This window comes from Streptomyces sp. NPDC026673, from assembly GCF_040638135.1.
Classification (GTDB): Bacteria; Actinomycetota; Actinomycetes; order Streptomycetales; family Streptomycetaceae; genus Actinacidiphila.
The window spans coordinates 84,041-100,731 of the sequence record NZ_JBEZXR010000007.1 but is presented as its reverse complement, the minus strand read 5'-3'; the positions used below and the strand labels follow the sequence as shown (position 1 = coordinate 100,731).

The 16,691-nt window shown below is 71.5% G+C and carries 15 protein-coding genes; 4 read left to right on the top strand and 11 right to left on the bottom strand.

The features are described from left to right. The first annotated feature begins 54 nt into the window (after positions 1–54). Positions 55–1,038: an aldo/keto reductase gene (locus AB0F62_RS08290; RefSeq protein WP_361793708.1), complete on the top strand. Its 984-nt coding sequence runs from the start codon at positions 55–57 to the stop codon at positions 1,036–1,038. Between the two features lie 54 nt (positions 1,039–1,092). On the opposite strand, the gene AB0F62_RS08285 is transcribed toward AB0F62_RS08290, so the two are convergent. Continuing rightward, positions 1,093–1,833 (bottom strand): Sir2 family NAD-dependent protein deacetylase, encoded by a 741-nt coding sequence (locus AB0F62_RS08285; RefSeq protein WP_361793705.1) that lies wholly within the window; start codon positions 1,831–1,833, stop codon positions 1,093–1,095. Positions 1,834–2,108: 275 nt separating this feature from the next. On the opposite strand from AB0F62_RS08285, the gene AB0F62_RS08280 reads away from it, so the two are divergent. Further along, positions 2,109–2,921, top strand: a complete 813-nt coding sequence (locus AB0F62_RS08280) for a cupin domain-containing protein (protein ID WP_361793702.1) — start codon at positions 2,109–2,111, stop codon at positions 2,919–2,921. A 165-nt stretch (positions 2,922–3,086) separates the two neighbouring features. On the opposite strand, the gene AB0F62_RS08275 is transcribed toward AB0F62_RS08280, so the two are convergent. Continuing rightward, positions 3,087–3,866 carry a nucleotidyltransferase domain-containing protein gene (locus tag AB0F62_RS08275; protein ID WP_361794025.1) on the bottom strand — a complete coding sequence of 260 codons (780 nt, stop codon included), beginning with the start codon at positions 3,864–3,866 and terminating at the stop codon, positions 3,087–3,089. Between the two features lie 80 nt (positions 3,867–3,946). Between AB0F62_RS08275 and AB0F62_RS08270 the strand changes: the two genes are divergently transcribed. After that, positions 3,947–5,746 (top strand): gamma-glutamyltransferase, encoded by a 1,800-nt coding sequence (locus AB0F62_RS08270; RefSeq protein WP_361793699.1) that lies wholly within the window; start codon positions 3,947–3,949, stop codon positions 5,744–5,746. Here AB0F62_RS08270 and AB0F62_RS08265 read toward each other — a convergent pair. From AB0F62_RS08265 to AB0F62_RS08255, 3 genes are read right to left on the bottom strand one after another with little or no spacing between them, the layout of a single operon-like run. After that, positions 5,728–6,246 carry an NUDIX hydrolase gene (locus AB0F62_RS08265; RefSeq protein ID WP_361793696.1) on the bottom strand — a complete coding sequence of 173 codons (519 nt, stop codon included), beginning with the start codon at positions 6,244–6,246 and terminating at the stop codon, positions 5,728–5,730. The two genes, AB0F62_RS08270 and AB0F62_RS08265, sit on opposite strands and share 19 nt — an antisense overlap. Then, the gene (locus tag AB0F62_RS08260) at positions 6,243–7,235 is read right to left on the bottom strand and encodes a ketopantoate reductase family protein (RefSeq protein WP_361793693.1); all 993 of its coding nucleotides are present in this window, start codon (positions 7,233–7,235) and stop codon (positions 6,243–6,245) included. Before AB0F62_RS08260 ends, AB0F62_RS08265 begins: the two co-directional genes overlap by 4 nt. A gap of 10 nt (positions 7,236–7,245) precedes the next feature. Continuing rightward, positions 7,246–8,301, bottom strand: coding sequence for an ADP-ribosylglycohydrolase family protein (locus AB0F62_RS08255; protein ID WP_361793690.1), 1,056 nt, complete (start codon positions 8,299–8,301; stop codon positions 7,246–7,248). 95 nt (positions 8,302–8,396) lie between these two features. On the opposite strand from AB0F62_RS08255, the gene AB0F62_RS08250 reads away from it, so the two are divergent. Continuing rightward, the gene (locus AB0F62_RS08250) at positions 8,397–9,500 is read left to right on the top strand and encodes a glycerate kinase (protein WP_361794022.1); all 1,104 of its coding nucleotides are present in this window, start codon (positions 8,397–8,399) and stop codon (positions 9,498–9,500) included. A 64-nt stretch (positions 9,501–9,564) separates the two neighbouring features. Here the strand turns inward: AB0F62_RS08250 and pssA are convergent, their stop codons facing one another. The 6 genes from pssA to ccrA form a co-directional block, all read right to left on the bottom strand. After that, positions 9,565–10,416, bottom strand: a complete 852-nt coding sequence (gene pssA, locus AB0F62_RS08245) for a CDP-diacylglycerol--serine O-phosphatidyltransferase (protein ID WP_361793687.1) — start codon at positions 10,414–10,416, stop codon at positions 9,565–9,567. After that, the gene (locus AB0F62_RS08240) at positions 10,403–11,059 is read right to left on the bottom strand and encodes a phosphatidylserine decarboxylase (protein ID WP_361793684.1); all 657 of its coding nucleotides are present in this window, start codon (positions 11,057–11,059) and stop codon (positions 10,403–10,405) included. The genes pssA and AB0F62_RS08240 overlap by 14 nt, the downstream gene beginning before the upstream one ends. Positions 11,060–11,230: 171 nt before the next feature. After that, positions 11,231–12,442 (bottom strand): acyl-CoA dehydrogenase family protein, encoded by a 1,212-nt coding sequence (locus tag AB0F62_RS08235; protein ID WP_361793681.1) that lies wholly within the window; start codon positions 12,440–12,442, stop codon positions 11,231–11,233. A 12-nt stretch (positions 12,443–12,454) separates the two neighbouring features. Further along, the gene (locus AB0F62_RS08230; protein WP_361793678.1) at positions 12,455–12,958 is read right to left on the bottom strand and encodes a MaoC family dehydratase; all 504 of its coding nucleotides are present in this window, start codon (positions 12,956–12,958) and stop codon (positions 12,455–12,457) included. 55 nt (positions 12,959–13,013) lie between these two features. Beyond that, positions 13,014–15,026: a protein meaA gene (locus tag AB0F62_RS08225; protein WP_361793675.1), complete on the bottom strand. Its 2,013-nt coding sequence runs from the start codon at positions 15,024–15,026 to the stop codon at positions 13,014–13,016. Positions 15,027–15,040: 14 nt separating this feature from the next. Next, on the bottom strand, positions 15,041–16,378 hold the full coding sequence (gene ccrA / locus AB0F62_RS08220) for a crotonyl-CoA carboxylase/reductase (protein ID WP_361793672.1): 1,338 nt from the start codon (positions 16,376–16,378) through the stop codon (positions 15,041–15,043). Positions 16,379–16,691 lie beyond the last annotated feature (313 nt).

Below are 16,691 nucleotides of genomic sequence, written 5' to 3'. Positions count from 1 at the left end.
CCGGCCCGGGGCCCGCGGAGGGCGGGCCCGCCGGCAGCGACTAGCATCGCGGACATGGAGCAGCGCGTATTGGGCAGGACGGGCCGCAAGGTGTCCGTCGTGGGTCTCGGCACCTGGCAGCTGGGTGCCGACTGGGGCGACGTCCGCGAGGAGGACGCACTCGCCGTCCTCGACGCGGCCGTGGCGGAGGGCGTGACCCTCTTCGACACCGCGGACGTCTACGGCGACGGCCGCAGCGAGCAGCTGATCGGCCGCTACCTGCGGGAGCGCCCGGACGCCGGGATCTTCGTCGCCACCAAGATGGGCCGCCGGGTCGCCCAGGTCCCCGAGAACTACGTCCTGGACAACTTCCGGGCCTGGAACGACCGCTCCCGGGCCAACCTCGGCGTCGACACCCTCGACCTGGTGCAGCTGCACTGCCCGCCGACCTCCGTCTACTCCACGGACGCGGTCTTCGACGCCCTCGACACGCTCGTCGAGGAGCAGCGCATCGCGGCCTACGCCGTCAGCGTCGAGACCTGTGAGGAGGCGCTCGCAGCGATCGCCCGCCCGGGTGTCGCCAGCGTGCAGATCATCCTCAACGCCTTCCGCCTCAAGCCCCTGGAGCAGGTGCTGCCGGCCGCCGCCGAGGCGGGCGTGGGCATCATCGCCCGGGTGCCGCTCGCCTCCGGCCTGCTGTCCGGCCGCTACACGAAGGACACGGTCTTCTCCGCGGACGACCACCGCACCTACAACCGCCACGGCGAGGCCTTCGACCAGGGCGAGACCTTCTCCGGAGTCGACTACGAGACCGGACTGGCGGCCGTCGCCGAGTTCTCCGCCCTCACCCCGGAGGGCGCGACCCCGGCGCAGACCGCGCTGCGCTGGATCATCCAGCAGCCCGGCGTCACCACCGTGATCCCGGGTGCCCGCTCCGTCGAGCAGGCCCGCGCCAACGCGGCGGCCGCGGCCCTGCCGCCGCTGCCGCAGAGCACGCTGGACGCCGTGCGGGACCTGTACGACCGGCGCATCCGCGCCCAGGTGCACCACCGCTGGTGACCGTCGTGTGACCGCGCGCCCGTGCCCCGGACGATCCCGTCCGGGGCACGGGCGTCAGCCCGCGGCCGCCTCCCGGGCGATCCCGTCCAGGAGCGCGGGCAGCGCGGTCCCGATCGGCTCGCGCACGAGTTCGTCCGCGAGTTCGTCGTACGGCGTCGGCTCGGCGTTGACGATCACCAGCCGTGCGCCGTGCTCCGCCGCGATCCCGGCGAGCGACGCGGCCGGCTGCACCTGCAGGCTGGTGCCTACCGCGATGAAGACGGTGCACCCCTTGGCGATGGCCATCGCGTCGGCCAGCACCCCCGGGTCCAGCCGCTGCCCGAACATGACGGTCGCCGCCTTCAGGATCCCGCCGCACTTCGCGCACGCCGGATCCTCCTCGCCCGCCAGGACCCGCTCCAGCGCCCCGGCCATCGGCGTGCGGTCGTGGCACCGGGTGCACACGACGGCGCGGGCCGTGCCGTGCAGTTCCAGCACCTTGCGCTCGGTCAGCCCGGCCATCTGGTGCAGACCGTCGACGTTCTGCGTGATCACGCGCACCGCGACCCCCGACCGCTCCAGCCGGACGATCGCCGCGTGCGCGTCGTTGGGCCGCGCCGCGAGCGTTGGGCTGTCCGCACGCATCCGCCAGGACCTGCGGCGGATCTCCGGGTCGGCCATGTAGTGCTCGTACGTCACGAGCTTCTCGGCACCCGGATCACGGCGCCACAGCCCGTTCGGGCCGCGGTAGTCCGGGATTCCGGAATCGGTGGAGATACCTGCGCCGCTGAGGACGGCTACGAGAGGCCTGGCCATGAGCCGAGACTAGGGGGCCCGGCGGCCCGGGGCGAACGGATATCGCAGCGCCCGCCGCCCCTCCCGCCGATTGCCCCCGCAGGTGCGGTCACCTGCGATTTTGTCTCGATTAACAGCCGTCGAGAACAGTCTCGTATCACTGGACCTAGCAGGGAAAGGTGACCATGAAGCAGTCAGCAGAGGTCTCGCGAGCCCCCCGATCCTTGAGCATTCACCGGGGAGACTCTCTCGAGTTCGTCGAGTCGCATCCGAGCGAGCCGGGGAAGGGCGTGCGTGTGGCGCACTTCCTGGGCCCTGACGATGGCGCGAGCCATCTGTCGATCGCGATCGTCGAAATCGAGCCCGGTGGTCACGTCGTCGGACACCGGCACCCGTTCGAGGAGTCGTTCTTCGTCCTGGAGGGCAACCCGCTGCTCGCGGTCGCCGACCAGTGCTACGCCCTGCGTCCCCAGGACTTCGGCCTGGTGCCCTACGCGGTCGGCCACGCCTGGAGCAACCCGACCGATCAGCGTGTGCGCATGCTGCGGGTGTACGCCCCCCAGCCGCGTCCCATCGACGGCAGGGGGACGTGGGGGGTGTTCGAGGCGGCCGAGACGCAAGTGCCCACACAGGGCGTGCCCGTCGACGAGCTCGACCCGGCCAAGCCGTATGTCGGCCACTTCGACCAGGCGGACATGGCGCCGCCCGGATCCATCTCCATGCCGGGTTATCACGGCGCGAACGTGCAGAACGTGCAGATTCGCATGATGGTGGACGATCTTCTCGGGGCGCGTCACCACGCGATGTTCATCGTGCAGTTCACGCCCGGCATCGTGGACAACGCCCCGCTCAAGACCGCGAAGGAGCACTTCCACCCGTTCGAGGAGATCTACTTCCTCCTCTCCGGCCAGGCGCGGTCCTTCTGCGACGGCGAGCAGGACCTGGCGGGGGCCGGCGATCTGGTCTTCGCGCCCGTCGGCGCGTCGCACGGCTTCGCGGCGCTCGGCACGGAGCCCCTGTGCTGGATCGAGGTGCAGTCGCCGATGCCGCCCGCGAGTGGTGGATTCACCTTCCACAACGACTGGTCGCAGCACGCCAACATCGGCTGACGGCCCGGACGGCGCCGGTGGAGCGCGCCCTGTCCCGCGATGACGAGCCCGCCGGGAGGGCGTTCACGTCTCCACGCCCTCCCCCGGGGACGCGGCGGGCGGCCTCGCGCCTGCCCACGCCGTGAGCGCACGCGGCCAGGGCGGCCGTCGGGTCGCCGCCCGAGGTCAGCCCAGCGCCGTCCGGACCTCCGCGACCAGGGCCGCGGTTTCCTCGACCGCCGCCACCGGGTCGCCGAGGCCGGTCAGGACCGCCTCGGCGCGGGCCCGGAAACCGGCGGGGGTGCCCGGGAGGGCGTCGGCGGCCGCGAGGGCGCCCTTCTCGTTGAGGCACCAGACGCGGTGGTGCGCGTGGAGGGACTGCGCCAGCACCCCGACCGCCCGCGACAGGCACAGCGCGGCGTGCAGGACGTCGCCCGAACCCGCGGACTTGCGGGCGTTCACGACCAGGAAGTCCGCCTCCCACGCCGCCCCGACCAGGGCCCGGCGCAGCGGCTCCGGGTAGACCCGCGTCCGCTCGCGCAGTGCGGTCAGCTCGCCGGACGGATCGGCCAGTACGCGGCCGAGGGCGACCTCACCGGCGTACACCGGCGACCAGAAGCCCAGCGGATGACCGGGCTGGACGCCCACCTCGTACCGGCCGGCGCGGCAGTCGTCCCACACCCTCCGCACGCGGTCCAGATCCCGCAGGATCCAGTCGACCTGCACGCCGCCGACGCGCAGCCACGCCCCTCCGTTCACCCAGGGCCCCCAGCCGCCGGGGCCGGCGATCTCGACCGGTTCCCCCGTCGCCTCCGCGGCGAGCGCCGCCAGCGCGGGCAGGTCGGGTTCGCCGCGGTAGTAGACGCCGAGGTCCCAGTCGGAGTCCGGGCGGTGGGTACCGCGTGCCCGGCTGCCGCCCAGCATGACCGCGACCACACCGGGGATCCGGGCGAGCGCGTCGGCCATCGAGGAGACAGGGGGTGCGGGTTCGGGATCTTGGAGCACCGTGCGAGTGTAGGAGCTCCCCCGGCCAGAGGAGTACGGAATTGTTCACGACCCGGCCCACCCTGCAGGGCACCTTCGGCATGGCCTCCTCCACCCACTGGCTCGCCTCGCAGTCGGCGATGGCCGTGCTGGAGAGCGGCGGCAACGCCTATGACGCGGCGGTGGCCGCCGGTTTCGTGCTGCACGTCGTGGAGCCGCACCTCAACGGGCCCGCGGGGGAGGTCCCGATCATCGTCGCACCCGCCGGCGGTCCCGTCCGCGTGCTCTGCGGACAGGGTCCCGCCCCGGCCGGGGCGAGCGTCGACCACTACCGCGCGCTGGGCCTGGACTTCGTCCCCGGCACCGGGCCGCTCGCGGCCGCCGTGCCCGGCGCCTTCGACGCGTGGATGGTGCTGCTGCGCGACCACGGCACCAAACCGCTCGCGGAGGTGCTCTCCTACGCCATCGGCTACGCCGAGCAGGGCCACCCCGCGGTGGAGGCGGTCGGCGCGACCGTCGCCTCCGTCCAGGCGCTGTTCGAGACGGAGTGGACGACCTCGGCCGAGCTGTACCTGACCGGAGGCCGCCCGCCCCGGCCGGGGGCCCTGCTGCGCAATCCCGATCTCGCCGCCACCTGGCGGCGGTTGCTGCGGGAGGCGGAGGCCGCGGGCACCGGCCGCGAGACGCAGATCGAGGCGGCCCGGCGGGTGTGGCGCGAGGGTTTCATCGGCGAGGCGCTGGCCGACTTCGCCGCCCGTCCCGCGATGGACACCACGGGTGAGCGGCACGCCTCCACCCTGACCGGGGACGACCTGGCCGGCTACGAGGCCCGCCACGAGGACCCGGTGACGTACGACTGGAACGGCTGGACGGTCTGCAAGGCCGGACCCTGGAGCCAGGGCCCGGCCTTCCTGCAGCAACTCGCCCTGCTGCCGCCGGATCCCGCGGAGCTGGAGTACGGGTCCGCCGCGTACGTCCACACCCTGGTCGAGGGCAGCAAGCTCGCGATGGCCGACCGCGAGGCCTGGTACGGCGACGCCCGGGACGACGTCCCCCTCGCCGAACTGCTGTCACCCGCCTACAACGAGGCGCGGCGCGCTCTGGTCGACGAGGCCAAGGCCTCCCACGAGCTGCGCCCCGGCAGCCCCGGCGGCCGCACCCCCCGGCTGCCCCGCTTCCCGCTCCACGATCCCGACGCGGCACCGGAGTTCGACGCCATGGGTGTCGGCGAGCCGACCGTCGCCCACAACGGCGCCACCCGCGGCGACACCTGCCACCTCGACGTCGTCGACCGCTGGGGGAACATGGTCGCCGCCACCCCCAGCGGCGGCTGGCTCCAGTCCAACCCGGTGATACCCGGCCTCGGCTTCCCCCTCGGCACCCGCCTGCAGATGGCCTGGCTGGAGCCCGGGCTGCCGAACTCCCTGACCCCGGGCCGCCGTCCGCGCACCACGCTCACCCCCTCGCTCGCGCTGCGCGACGGCGTCCCGGTGATGGCCTTCGGCACCCCGGGCGGCGACCAGCAGGACCAGTGGTCGCTGCACTTCTTCCTGGGCGTCGCGCTGCGCGCACCCGTCCGGGGCGGTCTCGACCTCCAAGGCGCCATCGACGCGCCCAACTGGCACAACGACAGCTTCCCCAGTTCCTTCCACCCGCGTGAGATGCGCCCGGGCAGCGTCACCGTGGAGAGCCGCTTCGAGGAGTCCGTCATCACCGGACTCCGCCGCCGCGGCCATGACGTCACCGTCGGCGCCCCCTGGTCCGAGGGCCGGCTGTGCGCCGTGGCCCGCGATCCGGAGACCGGCGTGCTGTCCTCCGCCGCCAACCCCCGCGGGATGCAGGGCTACGCGGTGGGCCGCTGACCGCGCACCGGAGGACGGCCGTTGACGAGTTCGACGGGGAAGCCGCCGTCCGCCAGGGCGGCCAGACCCGCGCGGACGCGGCGGTAGAGGCCGGGGGAGAGGTACTCCTCGGCCTCCTCCGGGGTGGCCATCCGCCACGCGGACAGCTCCTCCTCCTGCAGCACGATCGTTTTCAGCGTGGCATCGTCCAACACCCCGCCGTCGTACATGTACGAGGCCAGCGGAGGCCGGCCCGGCCACTGCACCCAGTCCAGGGTGAGCAGGGCGCCGGGTTCGACGTCCAGCCCGACCTCCTCCAGGGTCTCCCGGCGCGCCGCCTCGCGGGGCGTCTCACCGTCGCCCGACTCGATGGTGCCGCCGGGCAGCACCCACTTGCCGTCCTCGCGGTAGGTGGTCTCGGCGATCAGGATCCGGCCGTCGGCGTCGCGGAAGAGCGTGCTGGCCCCGGCGAGGATCTTCGGCAGGCTGTCGATGTACGCGTCGAAATCGGTGGTCGTCACGCCCCCCAACCTACGGGGTCGCGCCCCTCGACCGCGGCGGCCACCTCCGCCGGCTCCAGGCTTCCGGGGGCGCGGCGGTCGTGTGCGGCGCGGTTCGCGAGCCGCCGCAGCGTCTCGTTGACCGGGACCGGTATCCCGTGGAGCCGCCCGAGCAGCACGATCTCCCCGTTGAGCCAGTCCGTCTCGACGCTCCCGGTGCCCCGGGTCAGGCTCTGCCAGGACGAGCCGCCGCCCCGGGCGAAGCCGTCGACGGGCCGCAGACTCACGCGGTCCCCGCGGACGGCCGCCTGCTCCTCCTCGCCCGCGTACGGGATGCCGGCGGCGTCGAGCACCGCCATGCCTTCGGCCTTCGCCCGGCGGAGGAGGTCGGCAGCCGTGTCGTCCCAGCCGCCGCACAGCGCCTCCACGGCGTTGCCCAGGTTCGACAGCAGCTTGGCGTACTTCCAGCGCATCACGTCGGGCACGACCGGGGCGGCGAAGGACGACTTCTCCAGGTCCGCGGAGACGGCCCGGGCGAGGTCGTCGGTGCCGTGCGGATAGCGGCCCAGGTGGAGGATGCCGGTCAGCGGCCCGCAGGGGGCGACGACCTCGCCCGGCTCCAGGTGGGTCGACGGCAGCCACACGCACATGCCGTACACGTCGCGGAAGCGGCGCAGCGCCATCCGCTCGTTGGCGACGCCGTTCTGCGCGCAGATCACCGGCAGACGCTCCGCCACCGGTGCCCAGGCGTCGAGCGCGGCCCCGGTGTCCTGCGTCTTGACGGCCAGCACCAGGACGTCGTCCTCCCGGAGCGCGAGCCCCTGCGGGCCGTCTGCCACCGGGACCGGCAGCGTCAGCGTCCCGTCCGGGGTCCGCAGCGTCAGCCCTCGCTCGCGCAGCGCCTCCAGGTGCGCTCCCCGTGCGACCAGCACGACGTCGTGACCGCTCTCGTACAGCCTGCCGCCGATGGTCGCGCCGACCGCGCCCGCACCCACAATGATGTATCGCACACGCGGGACCCTACGGCACCAGGAGGACCGTGCGACGGGCCAGTTCGCTGATCGCCACTCCGTCGAAGCCGAACACCGCGCTTCGCACCCGGTCCTCCAGCGGCTCGGTCCACTGCGGCGGGATCGCGGCCGCGCCGCACAGCACGCCGGCCACCGAGCCGGCGGTCGCGCCGCCGGAGTCGGTGTCCAGACCGCCGCGCACGGTCAGCGCGATGGTGGCGGTGAAGTCGCCCGCGCCGTAGAGCAGCCCGGCGGTGATCAGCGCGGCGTTGGGGACGGTGTGGATCCAGTGCAGCCGGCCGTTCTCCTCGTCCAGTTCCGCCAGGGTTCCGGACCAGTCGAGCCCCGCCTCGTGCAGCGCCATCGTCCGCCGCACGGTACGCGCCAGCCGGCAGCCCGGCGGGACGTAGTCCAGCGACGACTCCAACGCCGCCCGGGCGCCGGGGGCCGTGAACGCCGCGGCGATGAGCGCCGCCGCCCACATCGCCCCGTACACGCCGTTGCCGGTGTGCGACAGCACCGCGTCGCGGCGGGCGAGGGAGGCGGCCCGCCGCGGATCGCCCGGTGAGGTCCATCCGTGGACGTCGGCGCGGATCAGCGCGCCGATCCACTCCTGGTACGGATTGTCCGCGGTGGCGGTCAGCGGCGGCTTCAGCCCGTTGGCGAGATTGCGGTAGGCGATCCGCTCGGCGGTGAAGGTCTGCAGATAGGGAAGACGCAGCAGCCACAGCTCGCCGACCTGCTCCGTGGTGAAGTCCGGTCCGTAGGTCTCCAGCAGGTCGAGCCCGAGGATCGCGTAGTCGATGTCGTCGTCCCGCGCGCTGCCGTGGATGTTGCCGCGGGTGCACTGCGGCCACTCGGGGCGCAGCTCGAACTCGGCCGGATCCGGCGGCGGGTCCAGTGCCGGGATGTAGTCGGTCAGCGGCAGCGCCCCGGCCCGGCGCAGGTAGCGGTCGATGCGCTCCCGGGTCCAGTGGTCGCCGCGCTCGACGGGCTTCCCGAGCATGTTGCCGGCGATCCGGCCGAGCCAGCCGCCCAGGATGCGGTCTTCGAGATTCAGGGCCATGACTCCGGTGTACCGCCCGGGGGCCCCGGGATAGGGTCCAAGCGGCGCGACCTGCCGTAAGGGAGATCAATGTGACGGACGCACGGCCCGCGCGGGTGCTCATCGCCGCGGACAAGTTCAAGGGCTCGCTCACCGCCGTCGAGGTGGCGGAGCGGCTCGGGGAGGGGCTGCGGAGGGCCGCCCCGGATCTCGCCGTCGAGTCCGTGCCGGTCGCCGACGGCGGGGACGGAACGGTGGACGCGGCCGTCGCCGCGGGATTCGAACGGCGGCTGGTGGAGGTCACCGGGCCGCTCGGAGAGCCGGTCACGGCCGCCTACGCACTGCGCGGCGGCACGGCCGTCGTGGAGATGGCCGAGGCCTCGGGGCTGCGGCATCTGCCGCCCGGCGTCTTCGCGCCGCTCACGGCGACCACCCTCGGAACAGGCGAGCTGCTGCGCGCCGTGCTCGACGCGGGAGCGCGGTCGATCGTGCTCGGTGTCGGCGGCAGCGCGACCAACGACGGTGGCGCGGGCATGCTCGTCGCCCTCGGCGCCAGGCTGCTGGACGGGCGTGGGGAACCGGTGGGCCCCGGCGGCGCGGCGCTCGCGCAGCTGGCCACGGCCGATCTGTCCGGCCTCGACCCGAGGCTCGCGGCGGCCGAGGTCGTCCTCGCCAGTGATGTCGACAATCCGCTGCTCGGCCCGAAGGGCGCCGCCGCGGTCTACGGCCCGCAGAAGGGCGCCACGCAGGAGGACGTCGCCACGCTGGACGCGGCGCTCGCCCACTACGCCGAGGTACTGGGAGCCGGTGCCGCCGCCGAGTCCCCGGGTGCGGGGGCGGCCGGCGGGGTCGGGTTCGGGGCGCTGGTGGGCCTGCGCGCCTCCTTCCGGCCCGGCGTCCAGGTGCTCCTGGACATGCTCGGATTCGCGGAGGCCCTGGAGCGGGCCGACCTGGTGATCACGGGCGAGGGCTCGCTGGACGAACAGACCCTGCACGGCAAGGCCCCGGCCGGTGTCGCGGCGGCCGCCCGCGCCCGGGATGTGGACGTGGTCGCCGTCTGCGGCCGTCTCACGCTGTCGCGGGCCGCCCTCGGCGCGGCGGGGATCCGGCGCGCGTACGCCCTGACCGACCTCGAGCCGGACCCGGCGCGCTGCATGGCGGAGGCCGGGCCGCTGCTGGAACGCCTCGCCGGGGACATCGCGCGCGACCTCCCGGCCTGACCCGGCAACGCGAAGGGCCCCGAGCCTTCCCGGCTCGGGGCCCTTCGTTTGTCCGTCCGTACGGCTACGGAAGCTGTGCCGTACGCGCCTCACGGCGGTTGTTGCGGATCGTGTTGACCCGGCGGGTCGTCGCGAAGAGCGGGATCACCGCCGCCGCGCAGATCTGCAGCGCCGCCCCCGTCTGCAGCAGCACGTCGCCGCCGGGGACGGCGAACGCCCAGCAGACCAGGCAGCCCATGCTGAGCACGATCCAGGCGAGCGTGATCGCGGCGAGCCGGCCCCGCGGCTTCGGGTACTCGACCCGGCTGACCATCAGCCACGCCACACCGACGATGGCGAGCAGCGTCGGGATGAAGGGCAGGTCCAGCAGCACGACCGAGATGACCGTCATCGCCCCGAAGGGGCTCGGCATGCCCTGGAAGATCCCCTCCCGCACCGTCGTGCAGGAGAAGCGGGCCAGTCGCAGGACGACCGCGAGGAGCACCACGACCGCCGCCACCGCCGACAGCTTGCCGTAGGCGTCGTCGGAGATGAGGCCCCAGACGACCACGAAGTAGGCGGGGGCCAGCCCGAAGCTGATCAGGTCGGACAGGTTGTCCAGCTCCGCGCCCATCGCCGAGCTGCGGAGCTTGCGCGCCACGAGCCCGTCGAACAGGTCGAAGACCGAGGCCATGAGCATCAGCAGGACGGCGGTGGCGGCGCTGTGCCGCGTCATGCCGCCGTCCGTGTTGCCCATGAGGTGCGGGACGAGGACCCCGGTGGTGGTGAAGTACACCGCCATGAATCCGCAGATCGCGTTGCCGAGGGTGAGGCCGTCCGCTATCGACAGCCGCGTGGACAGCGGCATGTCATCGTCGTCGTCCTCGTCCACCGCGGCGACCCACGGTGCCTGGGTGTCGGGATCAATCACGGTCAAGGCGCGTCACCCCAGCCACGGTGGTCTGGCCGACCTCGACGGCGGGCTCGACGCCCTCCGGGAGGTAGATGTCCACACGGGAGCCGAAGCGGATCAGGCCGATGCGCTCGCCCTGCTCCACCTTGGTGCCCTGCGGCACGTAGGGAACGATGCGGCGCGCCACGGCTCCGGCGATCTGCACCATCTCGATGTCGCCGAGCTCGGTGTCGAAGTGCCAGACGACGCGCTCGTTGTTCTCGCTCTCCTTGTTGAACGCCGGAACGAATCCGCCGGGGATGTGCTCCACGGACGTGACCGTGCCGGCGAGCGGCGCGCGGTTCACGTGGACGTTCAGCGGGCTCATGAAGATCGCGACGCGGGTGCGCCCGTCCTTCCACGGCATGATGCTCTGCACCACACCGTCGGCCGGGGAGATGACGCGGCCCTGGGCGATCTCGCGCTCGGGGTCGCGGAAGAACCACAGCATGCCCGCCGCGAGGGCGGTGGTGGGGACGGCCACGGCCGCCCAGCGCCCGGAGCGGCGGGCGCGGACGAGACTGACCGCCGCGGTGGCGACGGTCGGGAGGAGCCACGGCGACGCTCCGCGCGCGAGGCGTACGCCGGCCCGGCTGTCGCGATGTGCAGAGGAATGGCTGTGGGGCATGGAAGACCTTCGTAGCGGAGGGTGCCGCAATGATGGTGCAGGGGACGGCGGCTTTCCGTGAATGGTATCGGGAGTCCCCGGCAACTGGGCAAGCCAGCAGCCGAGTCAGTGGCCGGTATTTGATGACTGGGTGTGACCTTTGGCTCGCACAAAGTGTCACAACCCAGACATTTACCCCTGGATCCGGTACTCCTCGAGCAGTCGGCGGCCGATGATCATTTTCTGGATCTCGGCGGTGCCCTCGCCGATGAGCAGCATCGGTGCCTCGCGGTACAGGCGCTCGATCTCGTACTCCTTGGAGAAGCCGTAGCCGCCGTGGATGCGGAAGGCGTCCTCCACGACCTCCTTGCAGTACTCCGAGGCCAGGTACTTCGCCATGCCGGCCTCGAGGTCGTTGCGCTGGCCGGAGTCCTTCTTGCGGGCCGCGTTCACCATCAGCGCGTGGGCCGCCTCGACCTTGGTGGCCATCTCCGAGAGCTTGAACTGGATCGCCTGGTGCTGCGCGATCGGCTTGCCGAAGGTCTGCCGCTGCTGGGCGTACGCGATCCCCAGTTCGAAGGCGCGCTGCGCGACACCGCAGCCGCGGGCGGCCACATTGACCCGGCCGACCTCGACACCGTCCATCATCTGGTAAAAACCGCGGCCGCTCTGACCGCCCAGGACGCGATTTGACGGAATCTTCACATCCTCGAGGATGAGCTCGGTCGTGTCGACGCCCTTGTAGCCCATCTTCTCGATCTTCCCGGGCACCGTGAGGCCCTTCACCTTCGGGTTCGGGCCGAAGCCCGGCTCCTTCTCGATGAGGAAGGTCGTCATGGACTTGTGCGGGGCCGTGCCCTCCGGCAGGCCCTCGTCGGTCCGGCACAGTACGGCGACGAGGTTGGACGTGCCGCCGTTGGTCAGCCACATCTTCTGGCCGTTGATGACGTAGTCGTCGCCGTCCCGGACCGCCTTGGTGCGGATCGCCGAGACGTCGGAGCCCAGGCCCGGCTCGGACATCGAGAAGGCGCCCCGCACCTCGCCGGTGGCCATGCGGGGCAGGAAGTACTCTTTCTGCTCCTGCGTGCCGTGCTGCTTGAGCATGTAGGCGACGATGAAGTGCGTGTTGATGATGCCCGACACGCTCATCCAGCCGCGGGCGATCTCCTCGACCGTCAGGGCGTAGGTGAGCAGGGACTCGCCGAGGCCGCCGTACTCCTCCGGGATCATCAGGCCGAAGATGCCGAGTTCCTTGAGGCCCTCGACGATGTCGGTGGGGTACTCGTCCTTGTGCTCGAGCTCGTTGGCGACCGGAATGATCTCCTTGTCGACAAAGCTGCGGACGGTGGAGAGGATCTCCCGCTGGATGTCGGTCAGCCCGTCGGTCTGCGCGAGGCGGCTCATGTCTGCTGTCTCCTAGGCGTTCAGTTCGGGCCGGCCGGGCTGCTCGCCGCCGCGCTCCTTGATGTATGTGGCGGTGGGGACCATCACCTTGCGGCGGAAGACGCACACCAGGGTGCCGTCCTGCTTGTAGCCCTTGGTCTCCACGTGGACGATCCCGCGGTCGTCCTTCGACTTCGACGGCCACTTGTCCAGCACCGTCGTCTCGCCGTAGATCGTGTCGCCGTGGAAGGTCGGCGCCACGTGCTTCAGCGACTCGATCTCCAGGTTGGCGATCGCCTTGCCGGAGACGTCCGGCACGGACATGCCGAGCAGCAGGGAGTAGACGTAGTTCCCCACGACCACGTTCCTCCCGAAGTCGGTGGTCTTCTCGGCGTAGTTCGCGTCCATGTGGAGCGGGTGGTGGTTCATGGTCAGGAGGCAGAAGAGGTGGTCGTCGTACTCGGTGACCGTCTTCCCGGGCCAGTGCTTGTAGACGGCGCCGACCTCGAACTCTTCATACGTACGGCCGAACTGCATCTCTGCTACGCCTCCGGGGTGTCGAACGTGTTCGTACGGGTGTGTGCCACGGCGGTCACGCGGCGACCTCCAGCGGTTCCAGCCGGTGGGCCCTGCGGATCTCGTCCACGATCCTGCCGATGATCTCGGTGATTCCGAAGTCCTTCGGCGTGAACACGGCCGCTACGCCGGACTCGATCAGCTTGGCCGCGTCCGCCGGCGGGATGATGCCGCCCGCGATCACCGGCACGTCGTCCACCCCGGCCCTGCGCAGCCGGTCCAGCACGTCCGGGACCAGTTCGGCGTGCGAGCCGGACAGGATCGACAGCCCCACGCAGTGCACGTCCTCGGCGACCGCCGCCGAGACGATCTGCTCGGGCGTCAGCCGGATGCCCTGGTAGACCACCTCGAAACCGGCGTCGCGCGCCCGCACGGCTATCTGCTCGGCGCCGTTGGAGTGGCCGTCCAGGCCCGGCTTGCCCACCAGCAGCCGCAGCTTGCCGCCGCCCAGCTCCTCGGCGGTGAGCGCCACCTTGCGGCGTACCGCGGCCAGCGGCGTGCCGGGCTCCGCGGTGACCGCGACGGGAGCGCTGCTCACGCCCGTCGGGGCGCGGAACTCGCCGAAGACGTCGCGCAGTGCCCAGGACCACTCGCCCGTGGTGACGCCCGCCCGGGCGCACTCCAGCGTGGCCTCCATCATGTTGCCGGTTCCGGCGGCCGCGGCCTTGAGGGTCTCCAGGGACCGCTGCGCCCGGACCTCGTCCCGGTTGTCGCGCCACTCGTGGAGGGCGGCGACGACCCGGGCCTCGTTCTCCGGGTCGACGGTCATGATGGCGCCGTCGAGGTCGGAGGTGAGGGGGCTCGGCTCGGTGCCCTCGTAGCAGTTGACGCCGATGATCTTCTCGTCGCCGGACTCGATGCGCGCCCGGCGCTCGGCGTGCGAGGAGACCAGCTGCGACTTGAGGTAGCCGGACTCGACGGCGGCCATGGCGCCGCCCATCCCCTGGATGTGCTCGATCTCGGCGAGGGACCGCTCGACGAGATCACCCACCTTGGCCTCGACGACATGACTGCCGTCGAAGATGTCCCCGTACTCCAGCAGGTCGCTCTCGTGGGCGAGCACCTGCTGGATGCGCAGGGACCACTGCTGGTCCCAGGGGCGCGGCAGCCCGAGCGCCTCGTTCCAGGCCGGCAACTGCACGGCGCGGGCCCGGGCGTCCTTGGAGAGGGTGACGGCCAGCATCTCCAGCACGATGCGCTGGACGTTGTTCTCCGGCTGGGCCTCCGTCAGTCCCAGCGAGTTGACCTGCACCCCGTAGCGGAAGCGGCGCTGCTTGGGGTCCTCGATGCCGTAGCGCTCTCGGGTGACCTTGTCCCAGATGCGGGTGAAGGCGCGCATCTTGCACATCTCCTCGACGAAGCGGACACCCGCGTTCACGAAGAAGGAGATGCGCGCGACGACGTCGCCCATGCGCTCCTGCGGTACCTGGCCGGAGTCCCGGACCGCGTCCAGGACGGCGATCGCGGTGGACATGGAGTACGCGATCTCCTGCACCGGCGTGGCCCCGGCCTCCTGCAGGTGGTAGCTGCAGATGTTGATCGGGTTCCACTTGGGGATGTGGTTGACCGTGTAGGCGATCATGTCCGTGGTCAGCCGCAGGGACGGGCCGGGCGGGAAGACGTACGTCCCGCGCGACAGGTACTCCTTGACGATGTCGTTCTGCGTCGTCCCCTGGAGCCGGGTGATGTCGGCGCCCTGCTCCTCGGCGACCACCTGGTAGAGCGCGAGCAGCCACATGGCGCTGGCGTTGATGGTCATCGAGGTGTTCATCTCCTCCAGGGGGATGTCCTGGAAGAGCCGGCGCATGTCGCCGAGGTGGGCGACCGGGACCCCGACCCGGCCCACCTCGCCGCGGGCGAGGATGTGGTCGGGGTCGTATCCGGTCTGCGTCGGGAGGTCGAACGCGACCGACAGGCCGGTCTGGCCCTTGGCGAGGTTACGCCGGTACAGGGCGTTGGACGCCTCGGCGGTGGAGTGCCCCGCGTATGTCCGCATCAGCCACGGACGATCCTTCTGACGCTCGCTCATGCTCGTTCCCGATCTCAGATGTTCCGGAAGCGGTTGATGGCGTCGATGTGCCGGGCGCGCATCTCCTCGTCGCGGACGCCGAGGCCCTCCTGCGGGGCGAGCGCGAGCACGCCGACCTTGCCCTGGTGGACGTTGCGGTGCACGTCGTGGGCGGCCTGGCCGGTCTCCTCCAGGCGGTAGGTCTTCGACAGCGTGGGGTGGATCTTGCCCTTGGCGATGAGGCGGTTGGCCTCCCACGCCTCGCGGTAGTTCGCGAAGTGCGAACCGACGATGCGCTTGAGCGACATCCACAGGTAGCGGTTGTCGTACTCGTGGTTGTAGCCGGAGGTCGAGGCGCAGGTGACGATCGTGCCGCCCTTGCGCGTGACGTAGACCGAGGCGCCGAAGGTCTCGCGGCCCGGGTGCTCGAAGACGATGTCGACGTCCTCGCCGCCGGTGAGCTCGCGGATGCGCTTGCCGAAGCGCTTCCACTCCTTGGGGTCCTGGTGGTGCTCGTCCCTCCAGAACCGGTAGTCCTCGGCGGTGCGGTCGATGATCGCCTCGGCGCCCATGGCGCGGCAGATCTCGGCCTTCTGCGGGGAGGAGACCACGCAGATCGGGTTGGCGCCGCCGGCCAGCGCGAACTGGGTGGCGTAGCTGCCGAGCCCGCCGCTGGCGCCCCAGATCAGGACGTTGTCGCCCTGCTTCATGCCGGCGCCGTTGCGGGAGACCAGCTGCCGGTAGGCGGTGGAGTTCACCAGGCCCGGGGCCGCCGCCTCCTCCCAGCTGAGGTGCCTGGGCTTGGGCATCAGCTGGTTCGACTTGACCAGCGCGATCTCGGCGAGGCCGCCGAAGTTGGTCTCGAAGCCCCAGATGCGCTGCTCGGGGTCGAGCATCGTGTCGTTGTGGCCGTCCGCGGACTCCAGTTCGACGGACAGGCAGTGCGCGACGACCTCGTCACCGGGCTTCCAGGCGTTCACGCCGGGGCCGGTGCGCAGGACGACGCCCGCCAGGTCGGAGCCGATGATGTGGTAGGGCAGGTCGTGCCGCTTGGTCAGCGGGGAGAGCCTGCCGTACCGCTCCAGGAAGCCGAACGTAGACACCGGCTCGAAGATCGAGGTCCACACCGAGTTGTAGTTGACCGAGCTGGCCATGACGGCCACCAGGGCCTCGCCCGGGCCGAGCTCGGGCACGGGCACCTCGTCCAGGTGCAGCGACTTGCGCGGGTCCTTCTCGCGGCTGTCCACGCCCTCGAACATGCCGGCCTCGTCCTTGTGGACGGTGATGGCGCGGTACGACTCGGGCAGCGGCAGTGCGGCGAAGTCCGCGGCCGTGCTTTCGGACGCCATGATTGCGTCGAGGATGTCCTTCACGGTGATGCCTCCGGCGAAGCGCGACGTAGGGACGCTTGAGGGAACGTCGGGGGTTGCTGTGGAGTGGTGCCGTCGGTTCGGCGGTGGTGCTGCTGTCCGTGGCGGTCGCACGGATGGAGCTGAGCGCGTGGTGGCGCGGTGAATGCCTGTGACGCAGGCGTCCGGGCCTTTGGGGACAGACGGCGTACGACGGATCCCAGTACGCCGCCCGCCCGGACAGTTCTCACGTTATGGCACCGCGTGCCACCCTGCAAGACACTGCGTGCCAACAATTTTTCTCAGATGGCACCACGGCTTCACGTTTGAGCAACAC

What these genes read in the sequence shown, in the direction of transcription:
- AB0F62_RS08290 (WP_361793708.1), top strand. Translation starts at nt 55, where the DNA reads ATGGAGCAGCGCGTATTGGGCAGGACGGGCCGCAAGGTGTCCGTCGTG.
- AB0F62_RS08285 (WP_361793705.1), bottom strand. Translation starts at nt 1,833, where the DNA reads ATGGCCAGGCCTCTCGTAGCCGTCCTCAGCGGCGCAGGTATCTCCACC.
- AB0F62_RS08275 (WP_361794025.1), bottom strand. Translation starts at nt 3,866, where the DNA reads ATGGCCGACGCGCTCGCCCGGATCCCCGGTGTGGTCGCGGTCATGCTG.
- AB0F62_RS08255 (WP_361793690.1), bottom strand. Translation starts at nt 8,301, where the DNA reads ATGGCCCTGAATCTCGAAGACCGCATCCTGGGCGGCTGGCTCGGCCGG.
- AB0F62_RS08240 (WP_361793684.1), bottom strand. Translation starts at nt 11,059, where the DNA reads ATGCCCCACAGCCATTCCTCTGCACATCGCGACAGCCGGGCCGGCGTA.
- AB0F62_RS08235 (WP_361793681.1), bottom strand. Translation starts at nt 12,442, where the DNA reads ATGAGCCGCCTCGCGCAGACCGACGGGCTGACCGACATCCAGCGGGAG.
- AB0F62_RS08230 (WP_361793678.1), bottom strand. Translation starts at nt 12,958, where the DNA reads ATGCAGTTCGGCCGTACGTATGAAGAGTTCGAGGTCGGCGCCGTCTAC.
- AB0F62_RS08225 (WP_361793675.1), bottom strand. Translation starts at nt 15,026, where the DNA reads ATGAGCGAGCGTCAGAAGGATCGTCCGTGGCTGATGCGGACATACGCG.